We start from the raw sequence: 24307 nt of genomic DNA on the forward strand, positions 1-24307 counted from the left end.
TTTTCAAGCAGCGAAGCAGCCGTGCTCAGCCGCCTATCTCATTGGCAGGCCACGTTGTGGATGGCAGAGATCCACGTCAGCGCATTGCGGTGCGCACAACAGGCCGGGCAATTGAGGTTGTTGAGGACCTCCGGCGGATTGTCGAGCGTGCACCGGCCGAGTTCGCTCGTCGGGATGTTGGCGCAGGCACTCGCATCGTCGGCCTGGGCGAGCTTCTTCAACGCTTCCGTCACCACCTGTGTCGAACCGTTGGTTTGAGTCTCACTGGAAACCGCTGGCGCAGCCATCGCGGCCAACATCGCGAGAGCGGCAAAGCCGGAAACAACATATTTTTTCATTTCCGCATCTCCTTCATCCTGCAAGTCAACTTGCAACATCCATTATATTATATTTCTCCTATGTGACAATAACTTTTTCATCTATACTTCAATTCTGCATCTGACTAGCAAATATCATTTGACTTGGAATGATTAACTTTTCTTGAAGTTTTTCTCCGGCAGCGACCAACTCGAAGTTTGTAGACATATCCACACTCCATCCTGAATTAATATTGAAAATCAGATTTGTATTTCCAGATGGCACATCGACAATGATTCCTGCACCAAACGATTGCAAGATGATCGTCCCGACATCGAACTTCTGAGACGCAAACATGAAGAACACTTTGTCGGTCGGCGTGATGACAACGAGGCCACCGACCGTGACGTGAAAGGCGCAATAATTGCCGCCGACAGCGGAATCTCCGATGATGCCGCAAGTGTAGGCCGTCTTGCTCGAATTCTCGATCTGGAACCGCCCCTCAAGATCGCCGGTCTGGGTGGTGAGCGTCCCCGGCTCCGAGATGACCGCCACCTGCGAGGGCGCGATCTTGGTTTTCGATTGGGGACGAACCACCTCGTAGGCGGTCAGCGGATCGGTCGAGATATAGGCTTCATAGGTCGCGTCCCAGCTGACGTAGTTGGACGCGAGAAGCGCGGAATTCGTGTACCAGACCGTGGGTTGGCCGGTTCTATCGGCCGAGGTCACGGCACGGAGCACGTAAAGCCGGGCACCCTGCTTGCTCAGCTGGGAGAGCGTCGCGTTATCAAGTTCGATGGTGACGTTACGCGAGGCCATGCCATTATCCGCTTAGAAAGCCCGGCGCCTGGCAACCAGGCGAGAATCTCAGCTTCGCAGGAGAAAAAGGAAGGGGCGCAATCGCCCCCTCCCGATCGCAGTCCGCCAAGCTGTCGCGAAATGCCACAGAAGCTCAAGCGGCAGCTGCAACCAGCCGTCTGGCGGCCTTGCTCTCGCTGACCTGGGGGAGGATCAGGAGAGGCTGCAGGGGGCTGTTGGCTGCGATCTTCTTCATCCAGGTCGCGCTCGACGCATCCCAGCCCTTGTTGATGTCGAAGGTCAGCGAGCGGGAGCTCACACCGGTCAGGTCGATCAGAGCGCCCTGTGCGAAGGCCTGGGCAATCACCGTCGCGGTCTTGACCGGCTTGGTGGCGAACATGAGCAACACCGTCTCGATCGGCACGATCAGATCGAGGCCATTGCCATAGAGCGGGAAGGCGCACAGGGTCGTATAGTCGCCACTCGGATTCTGCTGAGACATGCCGCAGGTGTACTGCGTCGTCGAATTGTTCATGATCGAGATCGCGCCGGCGGTTCCCTCGCCGGTCACGCTGACATTGCCGACATTGTCGACATTCATCGTCTGGCCGAGATCGATGTCGGCTTTAGCCGAGGCGTGGATCACGACGTTCGATTCGATTTGATCGTTCGAGATATAGGCCTGGTAGTTCTCCTCCCAGGTCAGCGTTGTGTCGGTGAGGAAGTTCTGACTCGAGAACCAGACCGTCGGCATGCCTGAGGATTGCCCGCGCACAGCTTTGAAGCCGTACATATAGTATCCGGAATCCTTAAGGGCCTTGACGGTATTCTGGTCCATTTCAACAGTGATTGAATATTCAGCCATTTTATCCTCCGTTTTACAGGTCCGAACCTGTGGTCGCCGCATCTCCCAGGCGACGTTCTTAGGCTACTATTGCAATTTATGATTGCATAGACACAGCATTTGCAAGCGTGAACATTGTCTTTCGACGACACTCTGAATTGGAACGAATCCCGGTCACCTGCCCACACCCGGGAAACACGGGCTTCTCAGCTGGCAGCGCTTACGGCAGATTGCGGGCGTCGCTTGAAGGAGCCCAAAATGCTCGTCACCACCACACCCACAATCGAGGGCCGTCGCATCCGTGAATATTTCGGAGTCGTTACCGGCGAAGCCATCCTTGGAACAAACGTCTTTCGTGACTTCTTTGCCGGCATCCGCGACATTGTCGGCGGACGTGCCGGAGCATACGAGAACGCTCTGCGCGAAGCGCGCGAAACAGCGCTTGCCGAAATGCAGGCGGAAGCCCGGGCACTCGGCAGCAACGCGATCATCGGCGTCGACATCGACTATGAAACAATTTCAATCGGCGATCGCGGCGGCATGATGATGGTCTCAGCCTCCGGCACCGCGGTTTTGGTGGAGTAACGGGTAAGACATCCGCGAGGGCATGGACCCATGTCTGCCCGGCAGCTACCACAGCACCATGGGGCAAAAGAACCAGACCGAGGCGATCAAAACTCTTGCACAGGCCGTCGTTGCCGGCGAACGGCGGGCACTCGGGCGCGCCATCACGCTTGTCGAATCTCGGCGTGAGGACCATCGTCGCGAGGCAGCCCTGCTCATCGAAGAACTCCGGCCAAAAACCGGGCGCAGTATCCGGATCGGCATGACGGGCTCACCGGGCGCCGGAAAGTCTACCCTCATCGACACTTTCGGCAGCAATCTGACCGCAGCGGGCCACAAGGTCGCCGTCCTTGCCGTCGATCCGACCTCGACGCGCACCGGTGGCTCGATTCTCGGCGACAAGACCCGCATGGGCCGGCTGGCGCAGGACACGAACGCTTTCATCCGTCCCTCACCGACCGGCGGCACACTCGGCGGCGTTGCGGCCCGCACGCGCGAAGCCATGCTCGTCTGCGAGGCAGCTGGATTCGACGTCATCATTGTGGAGACGGTGGGCGTCGGCCAGTCAGAAACGACCGTGGCCGACATGGTCGATGTCTTCGTGGCTCTCGCCCTGCCCGGCTCGGGTGACGAATTGCAAGGGCTGAAGAAGGGCGTCGTAGAGATTGCCGACATCCTTGCCGTCAACAAGGCGGAGGGAACAAATGCCGCGCGCGCCCGCGAGGCGGCCGGCGATCTGCAGTCGGCTTTGCGCATTCTCGGGGCAAGGCCGGATGGCTGGGTTGTTCCGGTACTGGCAATTTCGGGGCTTGCCAATGAAGGGCTCGACGAACTCTGGCAGACGATCAACAGCTTCTGCAAACAAGGTGAGACAACCGGCAGCCTCGCCGCGCGGCGCAGGCGGCAGGCCGTGATCTGGTTTCACGCCATTCTCGACGAGCGCATCCGCGAACGTGTCCTGGCGGGCTTCGAAGACGAGATCACAAGACTCGAAGATACGGTCAGAGGCGGCGGACAGAGCGCGGCCGCCGCGGCCGAAGAGGCGATGGCGCGCCTGCTGCGATGAGATTCTCCTCAAGCTCCGAGCACACAGGCAACGTCGCGAACTCGCGGCTTTGCATTAACTTTATCTTAACCAAAAGTGATTGGCGCGGGACATCTTGGGCCATGATCGCGCAGATGAAAAAGCCGTCTTTCTCTCACCGGCTGCTCCTCACAGCCCTCGCCGTCCTTCCCGCGACTCTCTTGCCCGGACCGCACGGGGAGGCACCGGCGGAATTGCGTGGTCCGATCGCCCCAGCGCGAGAGGGTGTGCAGTCACCGAAGAACTGGCAGACGCCGACGATCTTCCGCGACGCCCGGCACTTTGAGATATCCCCCGGCGCGGAAATGCGGCTCAGCTGAGACCGGCGAAAGCTTCTTCGATCACGCCCACATGGCCCGTTGGAATCAAGCGGCGATTGACGAGCTCGCGAGGACGCCAAGGCGCGAATGAGGCCGCACATTCCGGCACGAGGCGGGCCAGAATCTCCGCCATCACGGCTTCTGAGGCGCGTGTCGCACCGTCATCGACCTTGAGAGCGATGCCGAGGCCGACTTCAGGCAAAGCCGCGCAGAAGACGCCTTCGGCGCCTGTCTTGACGAGCGCACGCCCGCCGAGTGCCTGCATGGAAAGAGTACAGAAACGGCCGGTCCCGGCAACGTACCAGGGATGCTCGGTGGCGGCGGCAAAGAGCGCCTGCGCCGCGGCGGCGCGCTCGGGCGACAGACCTGCACCGGTGCCGAAACGGGCAAAGCCATGCGCGAGGGCGCGCAAAGGCACGGCATAGGTCGGCAACGAACAGCCATCGATGCCCGACCGCTCTACGGGATGGGCGACGCCCGTCACGCCTTCCAAGGCTTCGCGGACAAGATGCTGAACAGGATGATCAGGCTCCACGTATCCGGCGGGGTCAAAGCCACAACCGACAGCGACTGCAAGCATGCCGGCATGTTTGCCAGAGCAATTGTTGTGAAGGGGGCTCGGTATGCCGCCGCTCGCGGCGAGATGCAGCATCGATTCCTCGTGGCTCGGCCATTGCGGACCGCACAAAAGCGCCGCCTCCGTCAGGCCACAGCGATCCAGCATGGCGCGGGCGAGCGCCACATGGGCGGGCTCTCCACCATGTGAGGCCTGAGCAAGCGCCAGCTCCGCTGGCCCGAAGCCATAGGCATCTGCCGCCCCCGTCTCCACCAACGGCAAGGCTTGCAGCGCCTTCACCGCCGAGCGCGGAAACACAGCCTGCTCGACATCACCAGCGCAGGCGCGCATGCTTCCCTGCGCATCACACACCACGAATGCACCACGGTGACGGCTTTCGACGCACCCGCCGCGCGTCACTTCAACGAGAATGGGATCTTCCATAGGTCAGCTCACGGCCTAATCGGGACGCAGAATACCAGCAGCCAGAAAGCCGCCGTCGACACAAAGGACATGGCCGTTGATGTAGCCGCCCGCCTCCGACAACAGAAAGTGGACGGCTGCCGCGACCTCTGCAGGCTCCCCGTAGCGGCGCTGAGGAATGTGGTCGCGCCACAATCTGCGCATCTCTGCATCGTGCAAATGATGGACATGAGGCGTATCGATGGCACCGGCAGCAACGGCGTTGACGCGAATACCTTTGGGGCCAAGTTCTGCCGCCATCGCCTGCGTCATCGCAATAAGGCCGCCCTTGGCTGCGGCATCGGCGATGCGCCCAGGGAAGCCCCGCAGTCCAGACACCGAGGAGACATTGACGACCGCTCCCCCATCGACCATGCGCAACACGACGGCCTTGGCGGTTATGAAAGACCCCGTGAGATTGATTTCGAGTGCCTCGCGAAAACCTTCCGCATCAGTCGCTTCAAAGGAAAGGTCGCGGGCAAATCCGGCCGAGTTAACAAGTCCCACCGGTGGGCCAAAAGTCTCCTCCGCCTCGTCTAGCGCCTCCTCGACAGCGTCTTCGTCGGTGATATCGGCTTCCAGAAGAAGGGCATCTCCGCCCCGGAGTTCGGCATCGGCCCCGGCAAGGGAATCGCGGCTGGCATCAAGCACGCTGACTTGGAAGCCGCTGTGAGCGAGAAGCCGGGCGGTTGCGAGCCCAATGCCCGAGGCACCTCCAGCCACAACGACATGGCCGCTCACAGCCTGTCTCCAGGCGGAAGCGCCTCTCGTCCGCTCGATTCCGACCATTCTTTCATTAGTGCCGCCAACCACCAGCTCATGCATCTGAGGTTAAAGCGCCGCTATTCGGCAGACAAGTGAGGTTCCCAGCGGAGTTGCGGCATGCGAGAGGCCATTCCCCTTTACGATAAAGCCGTGATCGGAGCCGTCTCTGCCCTCATCGGCGCGCTTTTCAGAACGATTAGGTCGACGCTCCCCGATAGGCCGGCGACTTGCCGCTTTCTACGAAGCTCAAGGCGTTGCGGCGTCACGAAGCCCTGGCGCTTGGCGAGTTTGAGCGTCGATCTTGTGGTAAGGCCGGCAGTGCCCTCGACGCGATTGGCATCTTCCAGTTTGGCCGCCAGATTGACCGGCACGCCGATGACGGTGTGTTCAAGCCGCTCCGCACCACCAACAACGCCGACAAGAGCGGATCCGGCGGCAACCGCACAGCCGACCCGCAGGCGAACAGCACGCCCCTCCCTTGCCATCTCTTCATTCAAGACATCGACCGCGGCATAGACGCCAAATGCAGCGTGAAGCGCATCGGCCGCGTAACATGGAGAAACATCCACCGCACCGAAAGTCGCCAGAATGCCGTCACCCAGATATTTGTCGATATGGCCGTTAAAGCGACCAATAACGGTCGCCATCGCACTCTGGTAGCCGGTCAGAAGCGCCATCACGTCTGAGGGCTGCATTGCCTCCGCCAGGGCGGTGAAGCCACGAATATCGATAAAGAGTGCAGCGATATCGCGCGTCGTTGCTACGCCCGACACGAGTTCCGTCGGCTCCTGTTCTCCGACATTGCGGGCAATCTCCGGAGCGAAGAAGCGAGAAAGATTGCCGGCAATCACGTGGTCGCGAACCGCCGAAACGAGAAGTGCGCGCGAGCGCATCAAGACATAGGCGAGCAGGAAGGTGGTGGCGGAGATGACGATGATTTTGTCGAGCTCGGCCCCCACGAGAACTTTCGAGCCATTGGTGTATTCCACGTAATTGCGGGTGATCCCCGCGAAATCCGGGTCAAAATAGATCGCATAGATGACGAGAGACACCCAGCTTGCGACCGCAAGTGCCCCCGTCAAGATAAGAAAGGTCGGATCAAAGCGCAGCGCTCGCAGTGCGATAAAAAGGAAGAAATAGAGAACTGTCGGCGACTTGAGTACGAAGGCCGCGGGTTCGTCATATTGAACATGATACGAGAAGATAATGGCCGTTAGGAGCGCCACATCAAAGACGATCGAGGCGACGATCAGCCAAGTTCCAAGCCGGCGCCGGTAAGCCAAACCAAGCCGGAGGACCGTGAACACGGCGTAGGCAGCAAGGGCGTATGGCACGAAGTTGAAGCCTGCCGAGCCTTCCGCACGGGGCAGAAATGCGTAAGCCGAACCGAAAAAGACGATGAGAGCCAGCTGCGCCCAGCCAATGCGGATCTCGGCTCGTTCATCGAGTTCGTCGATCCGCCGTTTGAGGCCAGGCGGGAGTGCCTTCGTTGTTCGGCTCATGCAACCGGCGCCGTCACCTCCCCAGCATGGAGGACCATGCCTTCGCAGGCGATTTCTGCAGCCGGATAAACCTTCCGCATCTGCGCACGCAGAAGGTCAAGGGCGTCATCCGAGCGCTCTGGATGGTGATGGAACATCACGGGCCGGGAGACTCCGGCTCGGCGCGCAAGCGCCACCCCCTCCTGCCAGGTGGAATGCCCCCAACCGACGTGGTCGCGGTACTCCGCGGCCGTGTATGTGGCATCGTAGACCATGATATCGCAGCCGCGGACGAAACGTTCCACGGCCTTGTCTTTGCTTTGGTCGCCGTGTTCATGATCGGTGATGATGGCGATGGAAGAGCCGCGATAGTCGAAGCGGTAACCCAGCGCGCCACCCGGGTGGTTGAGACACTCACTGGTCACACGCAGGCCGTCCGCGAAGACCAATTCCTCTCCAACACTCAGATCGTGAAACGCGCAATCTTTGAAGACGACCGGCTGAACCGGGAAGAGCACGGGATCCATCAAGCGTTCAAAGATGTCACGAAGCTTGATATCCGCGAGAAGATGACCCGCGACGAAACGGACCTCGAAATCCCTACAGTATGCCGGTCTGAAAAAAGGCAGACCGCAAATGTGATCGAGGTGGGTATGGGTAAAAAGCACGGTCGTTCGACGTTTTCCCGCCCTTAGGAAAGCTTCGCCGAGGTCGTGCACACCGCTCCCACAATCGACAACGAGGCTTTGCCCGCCTGCCTTGATTTCCATGCATGACGTATTGCCGCCATAGCGCACGGTCTTGGCGCCCGGCACCACGTAAGAGCCCCGCACGCCCCAGAAACGGATCGAAAGCCCCGTATGGTTTTCCATTTTTACACCGCTTCGCCTGCCAGCCGCCCCCTCAGTTCTGCGAGATCCTGCGTCGTGCGCTCCAGGCGATGGGCGAGCACGCGCATGATATCGAAGGCCACATCGGGAAATTCCCGAAGCAGCGAGAACATCTGATCGCGCGACAAAGCCAGGGCCTCGGTCGTGTGCGTCGCGACAACCGTCGCCGTGCGCGGCACCTCAAACAAGACGGCAATCTCGCCGACAATGTCCGTGCTGCCAAGCTCGGCAATTTTCTTCCGCCCCTGACCGGTATCGACGAGCACGTCACAATCCCCGGACAGGATGATGAACGCCGTGTCGCCTTCCTCGCCCTGCCGGCACAAGACCTCTCCGGGGTGGAAGACCACGCGCTCGCTGATAAAAGCGAGAAGCTTCAATTTCGCGACATCGACGTTAGCGAAAATCGGCACCCGCGAAAGGGCCCTGACTTCCTCGTCCATGCTCATGACCGCGCGTTCCTCATCATTCGGCAGCGACCGCATCTGGATCGTCTTCGTTCCGGCCGCGGGTTCCTGACCGAGAGCGTGACGGAGGCCGCTCGTCGGCAAGAATTGCGCCACCACGCAAGCTAAGGCAATGATCGAATTGATCTAAGAGGGACATTCCCGTCATTCCGACAATCACCGTGCGACCTTCCATCATCTGCAAGAGCTTGCCCAGGCGCGCATCTTCGCCCTCCTCGCCATTGCCTTTGAAAAGATCGTCGACAACGAGGATCTCCGGACGACGCATCAACCCGCGCAGCAATCCGATTTTGACCCGCTGCAGCGAAGACAGACGCGATCCGCCGATACCGACGCGGAAATCAAGCCCCGCCCGCAGAATAGGAGGACGGAGCTCGAAACGCTCGACAGCGTCGGCAATGACAGCTTCCGCCTGTTCACGACTTTTCCTGCGATCGGCGCGCAAGTGCCCGAAGAGGAGGTTCTGTTCCACCGTCAGAGCCTCGTTGAAGGATTCTCGCGAGAAGAAATGGAAGGCACCGGGCGCTTTGCGCCGCAGCGCTCTCACGAGGTCAGGGCGGGCGGAGACAACGCGAGCCTCAAGTTCAGGAGTGACGATACCTAGCCGATGCTTCGCCGGGACAAGTTGCAGCGCGTAACCCAACAGTCGGGCGCGGTCGCGCGGCTTTAAACGGCCGATCCCATCTTTAGCCCGCCGCAGAACCGGCGCGACTTCCGGTAACTCGTCCATCGGAATGAAGGAGTAATTCGCCAGAGCATCGCTCTGTCCGCTGACGTTCGAAAAGAGCTCCACCATGGCGGCGGCAAGATCACGGCCCGCAGCCACCAAAACATCCTCGAGCCCCGCCTCTCTTACAGCCTCGCGAAAGGCCGGGACGTCCGCCAACTCGCGGGTCGTCACGTCAGGGTCGCGCGGCACTCCGAAGAGCAGATTCTCCGCCAGTGTGGCACTGCGATTAAAGCTGTCTTCGCGCCAAAACTCGACGAAATCCGCTTTGGCCCCACCCGCCGTCACTTTCTCCGCGATCATGTTGCGAGCCGAAAGAATACGCTCGCGGGCCTCCTCGCCGAGCGCCTCCGGCAAACGCGCCTGGAGGCCGAGGCGATAAACCTCGTCACTCATGCCGAAGGCTTCGATGTTCTCAATGATGCGGTGGTCGAGTTCTTCCACCGAACCGACCCCCGCTTCGGCCAGATCTTCCCATGAGCTCAGATACTCGTAGGATGCGTTACCGGTCAGTTCGGCTTCGGTGAGACGAGCTCTCAGAAGGGCCTCGTCGATACCATCGGACGGCGCGATCGGGCGATGCAGGAGCCCATAAACCAGATTGAAGCGGATCGTCTCATTGAGAATGTACGGATGCGCCGAGGCATAGGCGACGCGCCGGCCGAGCACAGATTGAGGCAGCGTCTCAAGGTTATATCCACCAATCTCGATACGCCCTGCGGTGGGCGACAGAAGGCCCGCCATCATCATCAGAAGCTGTGTGCGACCGCTCGCTTCAGAACCGAGCACCGCGAGCTTTTCACCGAGCGGAATTTCCGCCGAAACATCGTTCACTTCCTGCCCAGCTCCCTCACCCGAATAGGAGACATGGGTGAGAACGAGGCTTTGCGCAGCTGAAAAATCAAGTTCCGGGTCGGCGTGCAGACGCTCCACCGGGTAAAGGTCGGGCGGATCAAACTGCTCGACGACGGCGACATACTTCACCTGGGTATCGGCAAAATTCTGATAATAATCGAGAAGCTCCTTCCACGGAGATGCAAGATCCTTATAAGCCGCGAGCACGGCGACAAGCGCGCCGAAGGAGATCTGCCCTTTGATGACCAGATATCCGCCGACGGCATAGAAAAAAAATGGAGTGATCTGATTCATCAGATTGTTGATGAACTTGATCATGAACTTCCGCTTGAAGATCTCGTAGCGGATGTCGAAATTTCTCTGTAGCCGATTGGTGAATTCGGCGAGATGGTACGCGGCCGTGTTGTTGGCATGGATATCGCGGATACCGGCGATAGAAGCTCCGACATCCTCCGACAATTCTCGCAGATTGCGTACGCGCTCGCGTGCCAGCATGTTCACACGCTTCTGCAAGCGCGGAATGAGCCAGCCCTGGAACGGGTAGAGTGAGACCGCCGCAGCACCAAGCAGCGGGTCCTGCATGAAGATGAAGAAGAGATAGACGAGGAGCGTGCCGCCCTGAAAGATCGGCACGGCGATGGCATCTGCAATGAAGCCGCCGAGCGGCTGCACCTCAGAAGCGATCATGGCGATGATCTCACCCGACGACGCACGCGAGAAGTGCGGCAGACGAAAACGCAGAACACGCTCGAAGAGCTGATAGCGCAGGCGTCTCAAGGTGCGCTCGCCGACGAGCCCCTTATAGACGTTCATCACGTACTTAACGACGCCGTTGAGACCGACGGCGAAGAGAAAGCCGAAGGAGAGAAGGATCAGATATTCGATCTGATCAAACTCTCTCCCGAAGACGATCTTCGGGAAGTCCTTGCCGCCGATCGCCTGATTGACGATCGTCTTGGGAAGCTCCAGCGTGACATAGAGGATCGGGAAAGAAACCAGCGTGATCGCTAGAATGACGAGCTGCTGGCGCCTGGAGTAGCGCCAAATATAGCGAAAGAAATTACGGTCGAGCCCGCCGTCCCGCACGCTTCTCTCCCGCTTTGCCGCGTCCGGCCCAGGGCTATTTGTATGGGTCCGCCGCATCCCGCAAACCATCTCCAAAGAAGGAGAATGCTAGCACGACGATGATCACCGGTACTACGGGTGCAACCAGCCATGGATAAACGGTGATGATCGTCACGGACTGCGCCTCGTTGAGCATCACCCCCCAGGAGATGATCGGGCGTCGCAGTCCAAGATTGAGAAAGGAGAGAGCTGTCTCGCCCAAGATCATCGACGGGATCGACAAAGTGGCGCTCGCGATCAAATGGCTCATGAAGCCCGGGACGAGATGGCGGCCGATAACGCGGGTGGGCGAGGCGCCCATGAGAACTGCCGCCTTGGCATATTCCTCCTCGCGCAATGCCAGGAGTTTCGAGCGCACGGCGCGCGCCAGGCCCGGCCAGTCGAGAAGTCCCAGAATGATGGTAATGCCGAAATAAATGAAGATCGGGCTCCAGGTGACGGGGAGCGCCGCGGACAGAGCCATCCACAGTGGAAGCTCCGGTAGGGAGCGAAGAATTTCGATCACGCGCTGGGCTGCGGCATCGACCCAGCCGCCGAAATAGCCAGCGGCTCCGCCGATCACGACGCCGAACAGCATAGAGATCGCAACGCCGACGAGCCCGACGGTCAGAGAAATGCGGGCGCCATAGACGAGACCCGAGAAGACGTCGCGTCCGAGGCGGTCGGTGCCGGCGAGGAAGAGCGTTCCGCCCACCGGCGGACAGACGAGATGAAAGCGGGCCTGAAACAGCCCCCAGAACCGATAAGGCTCGCCCTGGCAGAAAAAGCGCAGCTTCTGCACCTCCTCAGGAGCGCGTGTGTATTCCCAACGCAGACGATCGAGATCGACATTGGCGATATAGGGATGGACATACGGGCCGATGAGCCGTCCGTCGTGCAAGAGCTGCACACCCTGGGGCGGAGCATAGAGATAATCGACATGCCGCTCATTGGGCGCATAAGGCGCGATCACCTCCGCGAAGGGCACCGTCAGATAAAAGATAAAGAGAACGAAGCTTGCGAGGACGGCGAGGCGGTGGCGGCGGAACTTCCACCACATGATGCGGGCGGCGGAGGCTGCATAAAACCGCTCCTGTTCGGGCGTCAGAACTTCGGCCACAGACGGGTCAAAGGGCGCCTGATCGACGTAGCGCGGAAAGACTTCGCCCTCGGAAGATGGCCGCTTCTTCATTTGCGGGCGGCCCCACCAAGCCGGATCCTGGGATCGAGCACGGCGAGCAGGAGGTCAGAGACGAGCATGCCGATCAAAGTGAGGATCGCGACGAAGAGAAGGATAAAGCCTGCCAGGAACTGGTCCTGTGACTGCAGCGCATCAAGGAGGATCGGCCCGACGGTGGGCAGATTGAGCACCACGGAGACGATCACCGAGCCGGAGACGAGTGAAGGAATGAGATTGCCGATATCGGCGACAAAGGGGTTGAGCGCCATCCTGAGCGGATATTTCGCGACCAGGCGTTCCTCCGACAGCCCCTTGGCGCGAGCGGTCTGCACATATTGCTTGTCGAGTTCATCGAGAAGGTTCGCCCGCAGCCGTCGGATCATCCCGGCGGTGCCGGCCGTGCCAATGACGATTGTCGGCACGATCAGATGCGACAGCAGTGAGCCGACCTTGGCGAGCGACCACGGCGCGTCGACATACACGGGATCCATGAGGCCGCCGATCGACATGCCGAACCAGACATTGAAATAGTAGAGAAGAACGAGCCCCAAGAGAAAATTAGGCGTCGCAAGGCCGATATAGCCAAGAAACGTGAAAAAATAATCTCCGAATGAATATTGCTTCATGGCTGAATAGACGCCAATCGGCAGCGACACCGCATAGACGAAAAGGATCGTCGCGAAATTCAAGATAATGGTGAGCGGCAAAGCCGGGCCGATAACGGTCTCGACGGGAGCGTTATATTCAAACGACCAGCCCCAATCACCTTGCAGAAGACCGGAGAAGCCCGTGGGGCCCGGCCAGAGGCCGATCCAGATGAAATAGCGCTCGAGAAACGGGCGATCGAGCGCAAATTCGGTTCGAAGGAAGGCGATCTTGTCGGCACTCGCCCCCTCGCCGGCAGCGCGCAAGGCGGCGATCTGATTGGTGAGATAGTCGCCCGGCGGCAACTCGATGATCAAGAAGATCAGAAACGAAATGACGAACAGCGTCGGGATCATACCCAGGAGGCGGCGGAGCATATAGCGCAGCATCAGCCCCTCCTCTCGCAGACGATCAAGCGAGCTTCACTCACCTGACGCAAGGCTTTTCGTCCTGCCGAAGAGGGGCGCATCCACCATCTTCGGCTTGTCGTCGAACCAGAACGCATCCATGCGGTGAAGACCGAACTGGGCGCCGGGATCCCAGCCATAGATGCCGGCGGGAGGCACATTCCGCAGATAGTTGGAGCGTACGACAGGCTGAAAAACATCGGCGACAATACCAATGGAGAACGTCTGCGCGGCATGAATCTCCAGAATCTGCCTCCAGATCATTTGGCGCTCCTGCAGCGTCACCGTGTGCTGCCAGGCATCATAGAGTTTCAGGAGCTCGCTCGCGGGTGGATAGTCGACCGGCTCTCCCTTGGCGCCACGATGCGCATAATACTCGCCCCAGGCGGGCCAGATGAAGCTTTCGTAAGAGACCGGCGCAAAATCGTCAGGCGGCATGTCAGCTGTCGGAATGCCATTGTCGAAGCCGGCATCGGCTATCATCTGCACGAGCCCGGCATTGGCACGGCGGCGGATGTTGTCACGCTCAGACGGTTTGATGACGAGATCGACACCGATCTCGCGCCATGTCTCGCGGATGAGCTCCAGAGCGTCGACGATCTCCGGGCTCTCTCCCGCCGTTTCCACGATGATCTGCAGGGGCCGTCCATCTGGCAGCATGCGAATGCCATCGCCACGGCGCTCGGTAAACCCGATATCCTCGAGGAGAGCTTCCGCCCGCTTAGGCTCATACTCGGTCCAGGCACTCCGATAGGGCGGTCGAAAGAGCGGGCTCAGCGGTGTGACGGAATTGTTGGAAGGTTCAGCGAGGCCGAAGAAAAGAACACGATTGATGAGCTCACGGTCGATTCCGAGCGAAAGCGCGTGACGGAAGCGCACATCGCGAAAGAGTTTTCGCCAAGCTTCGTCTTCGACATTGAGATTTGGATAGAGCGCGATCCGCGCGGCTCGAGCATCAGGCCAAAACAACGTTTGATAACGGCGCTCCTGCTCTCCGTCTTTCAACACGGTAATGTCTGAAAAACTCAGGCCGCGCGCCTGCAAGTCCGCTTCGCCCGCATGCACCTTCGCAGCGACGAGGCGTGCGTCGGCGACATCCATTACGACGCGATCGATATAGGGAAGCTGGCGTCCATTGCGATCAATGCGGTGATAGTAGGGATTGCGGACGAGAATGAAGCGGCGACCTGAGCTGGGTTGGATAACCCACGGCTGCAAGGTCGGCATCCCGGTATGCTCGTTGCCGTACATATCGTCCATGAGATTGTGTTCGGCCGCCCAACTCCTTTTGCGGTCGCGTGCCATCTCGCTCTCGATGAATGCCTTATTCCCATAGCGCCCATGCCATTTCTTCAGGAAATGCGCCGGACGATAAATGAAGGGCGGCCGTGCTTTGGCGAGGTTCTGCAGAAATCCGGGATTGGGGCCATCCCAGGAATAGCGCACGGTCAGCGGATCCAGCACCTCAAAGCGCGGCCCCTTGCCGTCGACCAGGAGAAAGCTCGGAAGTCCCGTCGGCATCAGCTCCGGATTGGATGCGATATCCTCGAAATAATAGCGGAAGTCCTCGGCCGTGAACGGATGCCCGTCAGACCATTTGTGACCCTTCCTGAGATGGAAGGTGAAGATGCGATCACCTTCGATATCCACGGATTTCAGGATGTCCGGCACGAGGTTTAGGTTTCGATCGAAGATGACGAGACGGGCATAGCCCCAGACATTGGCCAGCCGCACATCCTTGGACCGCGTGATGATCGTTTTGAGTTCACCGCCATGGCGACCGGGCCCGCCGCCTTCGGGAAAGTCATCATAGACGAGCGGCTCCTCCGGTACGCGCTCTTCGATCGGAGGCAGCGTCGCCGGGTCATGTGTGTTGCTCAACGTCTCCGTCTCGATCAACGGCGGCTGCGCATGAGCCGGAGCGACAAAAGCCGCGACAAAAACAACGACCAAAAGAAAACTAAGGACGCGCATCAGGCGGCCTTATCGTGGGATTCAGGAAGGCAGACGAGATGGCCGGGCGCGACTTCGCGCAGGCGCGGTTCCATACCGGGGAGAAGCCTGTAGGGCTCTGGCCAGCAGGACGGCTCGCTCGCGCCGTTTTCCACCAGAGCAGAGAAATCGAGCTTGTGATCCAGGCTCGGCGTCGGGATCGCGGTCAACAACGCCTGCGTATAGGGGTGACGCGCATCCTCGACGATCGCCTTCTTGTCGGCGACCTCCACGACGCGACCGGCGCACATGACCGCCACCCGATCGGCGATATAATCGACGACCGCGAGATTGTGACTGACAAACAGAAACGTGAGACCGAGCTCGGACTTCAGATCCTTCAGAAGATTGAGGATCTGCGCCTGCACCGAGACATCCAGCGCCGAGACCGGCTCGTCGCAAAGGAGAAGTTCCGGAGAGAGCGCCAATGCCCGAGCGATACCGATCCGCTGGCGCTGCCCGCCGGAAAAAGAATGCGGATAGCGCCGGAGGTGGCTGACGCTCAGCCCCACCATGCGTACAAGCTCCTTCACCCGCTCGTATCGCTCAGCCGCCGTGCCGATGCCATGGATGGCGAGCGGCTCCGTCAGGATCTCGCGCACCGTCATGCGCGGGCTGAGCGAGGAAAAGGGATCCTGGAAGATGATCTGTACCTTGCGACGAAAGGCGAAGCGTTCCGCTTTAGAAAGATGCGCCAGATCGCGCATCTCACCGCCGAGGCGGTAAAGCACGTGCCCTTCGTCGGGTGTTTCGGCCCCCAGGACGAGCTTCGCCGTGGTCGTTTTGCCCGAGCCGGACTGCCCGACGAGACCGAGACATTCGCCGCATTTCACGGTCAGGTCGAGCCGATCGACCGCCCGCACCGTTCGGGTCAGCGCGTCTCCCATCTTGCGCAGCCGATAGACTTTGCTGAGCTTGCACAATTCAAGCAACGGCTCGTTGCCACGCGCCCGCTTGTCCTGTGCGGGACGGTGCAGAAACGTGGCCGGCTGGGCCTCAATCGGGCGGATGGGCTGAAGGCGCTCCTCCGGCCCCATATCGAAACGGGGAACAGCGCGCAGGAGTGAACGCAGATAGGGATGCTCTGGCGCACGGAAGACGGTTTCGCTCGCCCCCGTTTCCATGATGCGGCCGCGATAGATGACCGCCACATAGTCGGCGATATTGGCGACGACGCCGAAATCATGCGTGATCAGAAGCACCGCCATGTCGAGCTCGGCCTGCACCGTGCAGATGAGGTTCAAAACCTCGGCTTGGATGGTGACGTCGAGCGCGGTCGTGGGTTCGTCGGCGATCAAGAGCGCCGGCCGGCACATCAGAGCCATGGCAATGACGGCGCGTTGGCGGAGGCCTCCGGAGAGCTCAAAAGGATACGCAGACATTGCCCGCTTCGGATCCGGAAAGCGAACGAGCCTCAGCATTTCGGCCGACAGCGCCCGCGCTTCCGCCCGGCTGGCGCCACGATGCAAACGCACCACTTCACCCAGCTGGTCACCGATCGTGTGAAGCGGCGACAGCGCCGTCATAGGCTCCTGAAAAATGATGGAGATACGATCGCCGCGGATCGCTCGCATCTTAGGGCTGCGCGGGTCCTTGGCCGCAAGATCCACGCTGATGCCATCGCGGGGGTCAGTGAAGACGATCCGCCCGCCTGTGATACGGCCCTTTTGCGGCAGTATTCCCAGAATCGCTTGCGAAATCACGGTCTTTCCGGAACCGGATTCCCCGACGAGAGCAACCGTGGAGCCCCCGGGCACTTTCAAAGAGACGCCATCGACAGCGCGTGTGCGACCCTCGTCGCCGGCGAATTCCAACACGAGATCGGTGATCTCGAGCACCGGGCGGGGAGCCGCATCGAGACGCAACGACGGAGAGTGAGGAGCCTTTACATCGTCCACGGTTCATAGCTTGGCGGAGCCCTCAATGGCAGGCAAGCGCTTTCGCTGCGCTTCAAGACGGCTACGCAAGAGCCTCTGGAGAGAAATGCCAGAACGGCAGAGCCCGGCCGTGGCCAACTGCCCGGAAATCGGCTCCACTTCGCCGCAAAGCCAGCCGGTTCCGCACTCAAAGATCGCCATAGAAAGCCGTCCGGCGACGGGCTCTCACTCGCCTTGCAGGCGATCATCATGAAGCCAGCGCTGCTTTTTGCTTGCCATGCGCGGCCAATGAAGGCTTCAAGGCGCCGGGGCAATCAGCCCTTCCCCCCCCCTCTCTTGTTGGACAAGAACGGGCGCGATACCTTTCTCCGGGGCAAGTTGGTACTGGGGAATGGTCATGCCCTTTCGTGTACGGCGGGCTCGGCAGCGGCATGACACAGAAATCACGCGTTCTTATCTATAGCCACGATACATTTGGGCTGGGTCACCTCCGGCGATGCCAGGGACTCGCCGAGGCGATTGTCGAGAATTTCGAACATGCATCGGTGATGATCCTATCGGGATCACCGATCATCGGCAGCTTCGAGTACCGCTCGCGCGTCGATTTCGTTCGGGTTCCGGGCGTTATCAAGCTCAGGAACGGCGAATACACCTCCCTTAATCCGAAGATCGACATCGACGAGACGTTGTCGCTGCGCTCATCGATCATTGAGCATACCGCCTCCATCTATCGACCGGACATTTTTATCGTCGACAAAGAGCCCTACGGATTGAGAGGCGAAGTACGGCCCACGCTGTCTCTCCTGAAGAGGCAGGGAACGCGCCTGATACTCGGTCTCCGCGATGTGCTCGACGATCAGGAGATCCTTGCCCAGGAATGGGCGCGCAAGGATTCCTATCGGGCCCTCAGCGACCTCTATGACGATATCTGGGTCTATGGCCTGCCTTCCATCTATGACCCACTCGCCGGGCTGCCCATCAGTGACGCTGTCCGTGACAAAATCGTCTTCACTGGCTATCTGCGGCGCCAGCTGCCGAGATTCGATCCGAACCATCCGCAGCCTTTCGACGGCGATCCCTTCATCCTCGTCACACCGGGCGGCGGAGCGGACGGGATTGAGCTCGTCGATTGGGTGCTGCGCGCCTATGAGGCGCAGGAGCGGCCGCTCTTTCCCGCATTGATCGTGCTCGGACCTTTCATGGCGCATAACGATCAGCTGGGGTTCTTCGAGCGGGCACAATCGCTACGCAACGTCAAGACGATGCGCTTTACGCCGCAACTCGAACCACTCATCAACGATGCCATCGCCCTGGTCGGCATGGGCGGCTACAACACGTTTTGCGAGGCTCTTTCCTTCGACAAGCCGACGCTCCTCATCCCACGCGTCGTTCCGAGGCGCGAGCAGGCGATCCGAGCCGAACAGGCGGAGAAGCTCGGTCTGTGCACGCATCTGCCGATCGACGACTACCCGGATGTGAGCGCCATCACCGAAGCGCTTGCGGATTTGCCAGAGCGACCATTGCCATCGCAGCATTTCGTTCCGGGCCTCCTCGATGGCTGGGAGACGATCCGTGAATTGCTCACGCCCTTTCTGGAAGCCCCCGCCCTCAAGCGCAGCCTGCCGTGAGCAAGGCTTCTCGCGGGTTCAAAATGCGCGTCGCGACAATCCTCAAAGGCTATCCGCGCCTGTCGGAGACTTTCATCGCCCAGGAGATCCGAGGGCTGGAGCGGCGCGGCATCGCGCAACGCATCGTCTCGCTGCGCCATCCCACCGATCCTTATGAACACGACATCCACCGCGAAATCGAAGCCGAGCGCTATTATCTTCCGGAATATCTCAAAGACGATCCGAAACGGGTGTCACAGGCACGGCGGAAGGTGGAGAAGCTTCCGGGTTTTGAAGCGGCAAAAGCTGAGTTCGCGAAGGACTTCGCCCGCGATCCGACAGCCAACCGTCAGCGCCGCTTCGGACAGGCGGCTGTGCTTGCTGCAGAAATGCCAGATGATATCGGGTGGATGCATTGCCACTTCCTGCACACCCCCGCTTCGGTCGTGCGCTATGCAAGCCTGATGACGGGCATCGGCTGGTCGTTTTCGGCCCACGCCAAGGATATCTGGACAACACCACCAGAAGAGCTCTCCGACAAACTCGCGAGCGCCGCATGGGGCGTCACCTGCACCGAGGCGAACCTTCAGTATCTTCGAAGCCTGACGGACGATCCCGAGAAGATCGTGCTCGTCTATCACGGTCTCGACTTTTCCCGCTTTCCCAAAGAGCCGCGCCGTGAGCCTTCGGACGCCAGCTGCTTCACGCTCATCACCGTCGGTCGAGCCGTCGAGAAGAAAGGCTTCGACGATCTTCTCACGGCGCTTTCACGTCTGCCTGCGGAGCCCCGGTGGCGGCTCGTCCATATCGGCGGCGGCGCACTGATTGCACCCCTTAAGGCACAAGCCGAACGGCTTGGGCTTTCAGGACGTATCGAGTTTCGCGGACCGCAGCCGCGCGCCGCCGTTCTCGCAGCCTTGGATCAGGGCGATCTATTCGTCCTGCCGTCACGCGTGACCGCGGATGGCGATCGCGATGGCCTGCCGAATGTGATTCTGGAGGCGGCCGCCTTCGCCTTGCCGATCATCGCAACCCGTGTCTCGGCGATCCCGGAATTCATCGAAGATGGCGTCACCGGCCGTCTCGTGGCGCAACGGGATACGGAGGGACTTGCGACTGCGATCGCAGCTTTGATGCGCGACGGAGACTTCCGACGCCATCTTGGTCTTGCGGCCTTCCGGCGAGCACATACCGATTTTGCCGCAACGCCGGGGATCGACAAGGTGGCAGCGATGCTGCGGTCTTCTTTGATTGGCGATCAGGAGGATCAAGAAGCATCTGCCGCGAGCGCCAGATGAAGATTGCTTTCTACGCGCCGATGAAACCTCCGGACCATCCTGTTGCATCCGGTGACAGAACCTTTGCCCGCGCCATTCTTGCCGCTCTCAAGGCTCTTGGGCACGAGGTCGAGGTGGTTTCTCGCTTCCGCAGCTGGTGCCGCAATCCTGAAGAACAGACCGCGCTCGCGCATGCCGCAGAGGCGGAACGGGCGGCGGTGCGTGGCCAGCTCGAAACCGCACCTCCGGATCTTTGGCTTACCTATCACCTTTATCACAAGGCGCCGGATTGGCTCGGACCCGAGATCAGCGCAGGACTTAGAATCCCCTATGTCGTGATCGAGGCAAGCTTCGCGGACAAGCAGCGTTCCGGCCCCTGGCGCGAGGGGGCTGCGGCTGCGGAGGCGGCGCTTGCGAAAGCCGACATGGTCGCGGCGATCCAGTCTGAAGATCTTGCAGGACTTCGCAAAATCGTGCCGCCGGCGCGGCTTACCCATCTCGCACCCTTCATGGAGCTTAGTCCGTTTCTGCGCGTCGAAAGCAAGCCGCATTCTGGATCCCTCCGGCTTCTTGCTGTCGGCATGATGCGGGAAGGCAGCAAGGCCTCCACATACCAGGCCCTCGCGAAAGCACTGGCGGCATGGGAGGAGGCAGAGTGGACGTTGACCGCCGTGGGGGACGGCCCAGAACGGTCCACGCTCGAACCGCTCTTCCCGAAAGCCAGCACACGCTTCATCGGCGCGATCGCGCCGGACGCGATGCCCGCTCTTTACGCGGCGGCTGATGTTTTCGTGTGGCCCGCACACAAAGAGCCACTCGGCTTTGTATTCCTGGAAGCGATGGCAAGCGGCCTTCCAATCATTGGAGGCCGTGGCGGCGGCGTGCCAGATCTGGTGCAGGACGGCGTGAACGGCTTTCTCGTCGAGCCGCAAGAGCCGCAGAATGTCGTGGCGGCGCTTTCCCGGCTCGCTGATCCTGGGCTGCGGGCGCGGGTGGGCGCCAAGGGGCGGCTGATCGCCGCCGAAAAGCACAGCCTCGAGGCGGGCATGGCAGGATTGTCCTCCCTCATCGCGCGAGCGGGTGCCACCGCCCGCGAGACCGCCTGATGCGGGCGCTGATCTGGGTTCAGCATCTTCTGGGCGTCGGGCATGCGGTCCGCGCCGGCGCGATCGCGCGCGCGCTTCGTGAAGAAGGCGTCGCCGTCACGCTCGTAACCGGGGCGTCTCTGCCAGGCTCCGTCGATACACAGGGCATCGAGGTCACGCCTTTACCGGCGGCACGGGCATCCGATCCGGCCTTCAGCGCCATCATCGATGACAATGGCCGCAAGGTGGATGATGCCTTCTGGCAACGGCGACGCGACATCCTTCTCGCGCTCGCCGATCGGATCGATCCCGACATCGTGGTGACGGAGGCATTCCCGCTCGCAAGGCGCGCCTTTCGGACAGAGCTCGTCCCATTTCTTCAGAAGTTACGGGCGAAGCCCCGGCAACCCATCATCGCCGCTTCGGTTCGCGACATCCTGGTGCGGAAGCCGCCCGACAAAGAAAAGGCGATGGCCGATCTTGCCCTCGCCTATTATGACAAGCTCCTGATCCATTCAGATCCGCAGCTCGTGCGGCTGGAACATAGTTTCGGGGAAGCGGAAAGGCTCGCGCCGCTCGTCACCTACACGGGCTATGTCAATTCCAGTTCCACCGTGCCCGCACCGGATGGTGATGGGGAAGGCGAGGTCATCGTCTCTTGCGGAGGTGGAGCGGTGGGACAAGCCATCCTGCGGGCTGCGCTTTCAGCGCGCCTGCATAGCTCCAATGCAGCCACATGCCTTTGGCGGGTGCTTGCTGGTCCCCATCTAAGCCCCGCAGATTTTGCCGCTCTTGCGAAGGCTGCCCCGACGGGCATCGTTGTGGAGCGAGCAAGGCGTGACTTTCCAGATCTCCTGAAACGTGCGCGGCTGTCGGTGAGCCAGGCTGGCTACAACACCGCTGTCGACATCTTGCAGGCCAAGGTGCCCGCGCTCTTCGTTCCATTCGCGGCCGGATCTGAAACCGAGCAAACGCAGCGTGCAGACCTATTTGCCATCAATGGGCTTGCCGTCGTCGTGCCAGAAGAAGCTCTTTCTGCGGAGAACCTCGCCCGGGCAGTGGACCAGGCGATGCAGCTTAGACCGATGGCTGTGCCGTTTTCGCTGGATGGCGCCCAAAAAACCGCCAAGCTTTTGATCGCGGCGGCGAAAAGAGGATCGTGATGGAAGAAGCGGAGCGGTTTTGCGCGCGATTGGACGCGGCGGCGGAGACCGGAAGGGCGCTTTCCTTCTGGTGGCGCGACGACGATGCCACCGAACCGACGCCCGAGCTCGACAGACTGGCGGGGCTTTTCGGCGAGATCGACGAAGCCAGGCGTCCACCGCTCGGCCTCGCCGTGATCCCGGACGGCGCCCGCCCAGCGCTCGTCGACCGGCTCGCACGCGAGCCCCATATCGCCATCCTGCAACACGGCCTGGCGCACAGAAATCACGCGCAGGAAGGCGAAAAGAAGTCGGAATTTCCGCTCTCGCGCCCGCTGACGAATTGTCTCGCCGATGTCAAAACCGGTCGCACGCGGTTGCTGCAGCTTTTCGACGGCAGGCTCCTCCCCGTCTTTGTGCCGCCATGGAACAACGTCTCGCATCCCGTTGTGGAGGGGCTGACTGCGCTCGGGATCCAGGGTCTGTCGCGATTTGGTGCGACGAAGGGCGCGTGCGGGGAATGCAACACCCATCTCGACATCATCGAATGGCGGCACACGCGCGGCTTCATCGGCCGAGAGGCGGCCTACCGCCTTCTCACCCAGGAGGCGGAGCGGCGGCTCGCAGGCGCCAGCGAACCGATCGGCGTGCTCACTCACCATCTCGCCCATGACGAAGCCTGCTGGGCCTTCTCCCGCGAATTGCTGACGCTCCTTGCAAATCATCCTGGCGCAGCCTTTCCGCCTCTTCAGGAGCTTTTCGCGCTCCGCGAGCCGGGGTGCCCAACGACCCATGGGTGAACCGCCAAGCCCGCGGGAGTTGTTTCGCGCCGTCAAGAAGCTCGGCCTCTTGCAGCGTTTTCAGGATGCCGGAGATGTTCGCATCGCGGCAGATCCCACATGTGCCGAATTCCTGAAAGGCTACCGCAACGGTGCCTATGCCGCCCTTCTTCTCAAGGAAGGATCATCGGCCTCCGCTCGCCATCCCCGCCAGATCATCGCTGTCTCGTGCGATGATGAAGCAGGTCTGAAACATCGCCTGACAGGCCGGTTTCCGGATACGATCGTCGCCGGCTTCATCGGCGATGCGGCTCTCAGAGCAGCGGCACATGCCGATCCCCTTGCCGACGACACCGGCGTCCTCAGCGAGCCGGAGCCCAGCCGGCTCTATGCCGTTATCTGCGGGCCCCGCACTGGCTCCACCTGGTTCGTCAATCTCCTGCGCGAAACGGGACGGCTCGGTCGGCCCACCGAGCATCTGCGCCCGCTGATCGTTTTCATGGCACGTCACCGAAGCCGCTTTGGGGTGGATCTCGGCCGCTGGCTCGCCCTTCTTGTGCGGCAGGAGCAGAAAAACGGGGTCTTCGGGACAAAGGTCATCGACGATTTCGCCATTTCGCTTGCTCCGCTTCTCGATGCCAGCGAACGGGCCGTGGTCCAGCGCCTTGCCGCGAAGACGCGCTTCATCCGCTTTCGTCGGCGTGATCGTGTGGCCCAGGCGGTGTCGGAATATATCGCGGAAGCGACAAAGGTCTGGCATGTGCGCAACAGCGAAGCGATGGCCGCCTACAGCGAGGCGAAAGAGGCCGTCACCTACGACTATCAGCGCATCCTCGCCTCCTATCGCCGGCACAGCGCCGCCGAAGCCACCATCGACGACTGGCTTTTCAGGACAGGAAGGCCAGCACTCAATGTCGTCTACGAGGACGTTCTCGCAGCACCGGAAGAGCGCATTGCCGAGATCTTCAGCTTTCTTGGGGGCGCGACGGCACCCACCTTGCGGATTTCACCAACACGCTACCAGCGGCTCGGTGACGAAGTGAACGGCGATATGGCACGCCGCTTTCGTGCAGAGTTCGGTCTTGAGACGCCCTCCTCGTAG

At 60.7% G+C, this 24307-nt stretch carries 21 protein-coding genes; 8 read left to right on the forward strand and 13 right to left on the reverse strand.

The annotated features are described in order from the left end of the window. Window positions 1–38: 38 nt before the first annotated feature. The 3 genes from ACK8CP_RS10930 to ACK8CP_RS10940 all read right to left on the reverse strand — a co-directional run bounded on the left by ACK8CP_RS10930 (window position 39) and on the right by ACK8CP_RS10940 (window position 1960). Window positions 39–338 (reverse strand): hypothetical protein, encoded by a 300-nt coding sequence (locus tag ACK8CP_RS10930; protein ID WP_414831789.1) that lies wholly within the window; start codon window positions 336–338, stop codon window positions 39–41. 88 nt (window positions 339–426) lie between these two features. Then, complete coding sequence (locus ACK8CP_RS10935) at window positions 427–1116, reverse strand: hypothetical protein (protein ID WP_414831790.1); 690 nt, start codon at window positions 1114–1116, stop codon at window positions 427–429. 133 nt (window positions 1117–1249) lie between these two features. Further along, window positions 1250–1960: a hypothetical protein gene (locus ACK8CP_RS10940; protein WP_234630460.1), complete on the reverse strand. Its 711-nt coding sequence runs from the start codon at window positions 1958–1960 to the stop codon at window positions 1250–1252. 237 nt (window positions 1961–2197) lie between these two features. Here ACK8CP_RS10940 and ACK8CP_RS10945 point away from each other — a divergent pair, with 237 nt between their 5' ends. After that, window positions 2198–2524 carry a heavy metal-binding domain-containing protein gene (locus tag ACK8CP_RS10945; protein WP_414834245.1) on the forward strand — a complete coding sequence of 109 codons (327 nt, stop codon included), beginning with the start codon at window positions 2198–2200 and terminating at the stop codon, window positions 2522–2524. A 58-nt stretch (window positions 2525–2582) separates the two neighbouring features. Next, window positions 2583–3569: a methylmalonyl Co-A mutase-associated GTPase MeaB gene (gene meaB / locus ACK8CP_RS10950; protein WP_414834246.1), complete on the forward strand. Its 987-nt coding sequence runs from the start codon at window positions 2583–2585 to the stop codon at window positions 3567–3569. 330 nt (window positions 3570–3899) lie between these two features. Here meaB and ACK8CP_RS10955 read toward each other — a convergent pair whose 3' ends face one another. The 10 genes from ACK8CP_RS10955 to ACK8CP_RS11000 form a co-directional block, all read right to left on the reverse strand. Then, on the reverse strand, window positions 3900–4907 hold the full coding sequence (locus ACK8CP_RS10955; protein ID WP_414831791.1) for an asparaginase: 1008 nt from the start codon (window positions 4905–4907) through the stop codon (window positions 3900–3902). Between the two features lie 15 nt (window positions 4908–4922). Further along, a complete protein-coding gene (locus ACK8CP_RS10960; protein ID WP_234630458.1) occupies window positions 4923–5666 on the reverse strand; it encodes an SDR family NAD(P)-dependent oxidoreductase in 744 nt (247 codons plus the stop codon). Between the two features lie 161 nt (window positions 5667–5827). Further along, window positions 5828–7192: an adenylate/guanylate cyclase domain-containing protein gene (locus ACK8CP_RS10965; protein ID WP_414831792.1), complete on the reverse strand. Its 1365-nt coding sequence runs from the start codon at window positions 7190–7192 to the stop codon at window positions 5828–5830. Then, complete coding sequence (locus ACK8CP_RS10970) at window positions 7189–8043, reverse strand: MBL fold metallo-hydrolase (protein WP_414831793.1); 855 nt, start codon at window positions 8041–8043, stop codon at window positions 7189–7191. The genes ACK8CP_RS10965 and ACK8CP_RS10970 overlap by 4 nt, the downstream gene beginning before the upstream one ends. 2 nt (window positions 8044–8045) lie before the next feature. After that, window positions 8046–8510: a Crp/Fnr family transcriptional regulator gene (locus ACK8CP_RS10975; protein ID WP_128292497.1), complete on the reverse strand. Its 465-nt coding sequence runs from the start codon at window positions 8508–8510 to the stop codon at window positions 8046–8048. A gap of 16 nt (window positions 8511–8526) precedes the next feature. Beyond that, window positions 8527–11196: an ABC transporter transmembrane domain-containing protein gene (locus tag ACK8CP_RS10980; RefSeq protein ID WP_414831794.1), complete on the reverse strand. Its 2670-nt coding sequence runs from the start codon at window positions 11194–11196 to the stop codon at window positions 8527–8529. Between the two features lie 34 nt (window positions 11197–11230). Continuing rightward, complete coding sequence (locus ACK8CP_RS10985; protein WP_414831795.1) at window positions 11231–12406, reverse strand: ABC transporter permease; 1176 nt, start codon at window positions 12404–12406, stop codon at window positions 11231–11233. Continuing rightward, window positions 12403–13428, reverse strand: coding sequence for an ABC transporter permease (locus ACK8CP_RS10990; protein ID WP_414831796.1), 1026 nt, complete (start codon window positions 13426–13428; stop codon window positions 12403–12405). Before ACK8CP_RS10990 ends, ACK8CP_RS10985 begins: the two co-directional genes overlap by 4 nt. A 33-nt stretch (window positions 13429–13461) precedes the next feature. Next, a complete protein-coding gene (locus tag ACK8CP_RS10995; RefSeq protein ID WP_414831797.1) occupies window positions 13462–15327 on the reverse strand; it encodes an ABC transporter substrate-binding protein in 1866 nt (621 codons plus the stop codon). A 92-nt stretch (window positions 15328–15419) separates the two neighbouring features. Continuing rightward, window positions 15420–17276, reverse strand: a complete 1857-nt coding sequence (locus ACK8CP_RS11000; protein WP_414831798.1) for a dipeptide ABC transporter ATP-binding protein — start codon at window positions 17274–17276, stop codon at window positions 15420–15422. A gap of 587 nt (window positions 17277–17863) precedes the next feature. On the opposite strand from ACK8CP_RS11000, the gene ACK8CP_RS11005 reads away from it, so the two are divergent. Genes ACK8CP_RS11005 through ACK8CP_RS11030 form a run of 6 tightly spaced genes read left to right on the forward strand, consistent with a single transcriptional unit; the run spans window position 17864 to window position 24307 of the window. Further along, on the forward strand, window positions 17864–18943 hold the full coding sequence (locus ACK8CP_RS11005; protein WP_414831799.1) for a glycosyltransferase family protein: 1080 nt from the start codon (window positions 17864–17866) through the stop codon (window positions 18941–18943). Between the two features lie 23 nt (window positions 18944–18966). Then, window positions 18967–20220, forward strand: coding sequence for a glycosyltransferase family 4 protein (locus tag ACK8CP_RS11010; RefSeq protein ID WP_414831800.1), 1254 nt, complete (start codon window positions 18967–18969; stop codon window positions 20218–20220). Next, window positions 20217–21305 (forward strand): glycosyltransferase family 4 protein, encoded by a 1089-nt coding sequence (locus ACK8CP_RS11015; RefSeq protein ID WP_414831801.1) that lies wholly within the window; start codon window positions 20217–20219, stop codon window positions 21303–21305. Before ACK8CP_RS11010 ends, ACK8CP_RS11015 begins: the two co-directional genes overlap by 4 nt. Next, window positions 21305–22447 carry a glycosyltransferase family protein gene (locus ACK8CP_RS11020; protein ID WP_414831802.1) on the forward strand — a complete coding sequence of 381 codons (1143 nt, stop codon included), beginning with the start codon at window positions 21305–21307 and terminating at the stop codon, window positions 22445–22447. The genes ACK8CP_RS11015 and ACK8CP_RS11020 overlap by 1 nt, the downstream gene beginning before the upstream one ends. Then, window positions 22447–23226, forward strand: a complete 780-nt coding sequence (locus tag ACK8CP_RS11025) for a polysaccharide deacetylase family protein (protein ID WP_414831803.1) — start codon at window positions 22447–22449, stop codon at window positions 23224–23226. Before ACK8CP_RS11020 ends, ACK8CP_RS11025 begins: the two co-directional genes overlap by 1 nt. Beyond that, on the forward strand, window positions 23219–24307 hold the full coding sequence (locus ACK8CP_RS11030) for a Stf0 family sulfotransferase (protein WP_414831804.1): 1089 nt from the start codon (window positions 23219–23221) through the stop codon (window positions 24305–24307). The genes ACK8CP_RS11025 and ACK8CP_RS11030 overlap by 8 nt, the downstream gene beginning before the upstream one ends.

The sequence above is a fragment of the Afifella sp. YEN Y35 genome (genome assembly GCF_047553465.1).
In the GTDB taxonomy this organism is placed as follows: domain Bacteria; phylum Pseudomonadota; class Alphaproteobacteria; order Rhizobiales; family Afifellaceae; genus Afifella; species Afifella aestuarii.

Excerpts from the sequence above, each read along its gene's own strand:
- ACK8CP_RS10930 (WP_414831789.1), bottom strand. The coding sequence starts at position 338 with ATGAAAAAATATGTTGTTTCCGGCTTTGCCGCTCTCGCGATGTTGGCC.
- ACK8CP_RS10935 (WP_414831790.1), bottom strand. The coding sequence starts at position 1,116 with ATGGCCTCGCGTAACGTCACCATCGAACTTGATAACGCGACGCTCTCC.
- ACK8CP_RS10940 (WP_234630460.1), bottom strand. The coding sequence starts at position 1,960 with ATGGCTGAATATTCAATCACTGTTGAAATGGACCAGAATACCGTCAAG.
- ACK8CP_RS10945 (WP_414834245.1), top strand. The coding sequence starts at position 2,198 with ATGCTCGTCACCACCACACCCACAATCGAGGGCCGTCGCATCCGTGAA.
- meaB (WP_414834246.1), top strand. The coding sequence starts at position 2,583 with ATGGGGCAAAAGAACCAGACCGAGGCGATCAAAACTCTTGCACAGGCC.
- ACK8CP_RS10955 (WP_414831791.1), bottom strand. The coding sequence starts at position 4,907 with ATGGAAGATCCCATTCTCGTTGAAGTGACGCGCGGCGGGTGCGTCGAA.
- ACK8CP_RS10965 (WP_414831792.1), bottom strand. The coding sequence starts at position 7,192 with ATGAGCCGAACAACGAAGGCACTCCCGCCTGGCCTCAAACGGCGGATC.
- ACK8CP_RS10970 (WP_414831793.1), bottom strand. The coding sequence starts at position 8,043 with ATGGAAAACCATACGGGGCTTTCGATCCGTTTCTGGGGCGTGCGGGGC.
- ACK8CP_RS10975 (WP_128292497.1), bottom strand. The coding sequence starts at position 8,510 with ATGAGCATGGACGAGGAAGTCAGGGCCCTTTCGCGGGTGCCGATTTTC.
- ACK8CP_RS10985 (WP_414831795.1), bottom strand. The coding sequence starts at position 12,406 with ATGAAGAAGCGGCCATCTTCCGAGGGCGAAGTCTTTCCGCGCTACGTC.
- ACK8CP_RS10990 (WP_414831796.1), bottom strand. The coding sequence starts at position 13,428 with ATGCTGCGCTATATGCTCCGCCGCCTCCTGGGTATGATCCCGACGCTG.
- ACK8CP_RS11005 (WP_414831799.1), top strand. The coding sequence starts at position 17,864 with ATGATCCTATCGGGATCACCGATCATCGGCAGCTTCGAGTACCGCTCG.
- ACK8CP_RS11010 (WP_414831800.1), top strand. The coding sequence starts at position 18,967 with ATGCGCGTCGCGACAATCCTCAAAGGCTATCCGCGCCTGTCGGAGACT.
- ACK8CP_RS11015 (WP_414831801.1), top strand. The coding sequence starts at position 20,217 with ATGAAGATTGCTTTCTACGCGCCGATGAAACCTCCGGACCATCCTGTT.
- ACK8CP_RS11020 (WP_414831802.1), top strand. The coding sequence starts at position 21,305 with ATGCGGGCGCTGATCTGGGTTCAGCATCTTCTGGGCGTCGGGCATGCG.
- ACK8CP_RS11025 (WP_414831803.1), top strand. The coding sequence starts at position 22,447 with ATGGAAGAAGCGGAGCGGTTTTGCGCGCGATTGGACGCGGCGGCGGAG.
- ACK8CP_RS11030 (WP_414831804.1), top strand. The coding sequence starts at position 23,219 with ATGGGTGAACCGCCAAGCCCGCGGGAGTTGTTTCGCGCCGTCAAGAAG.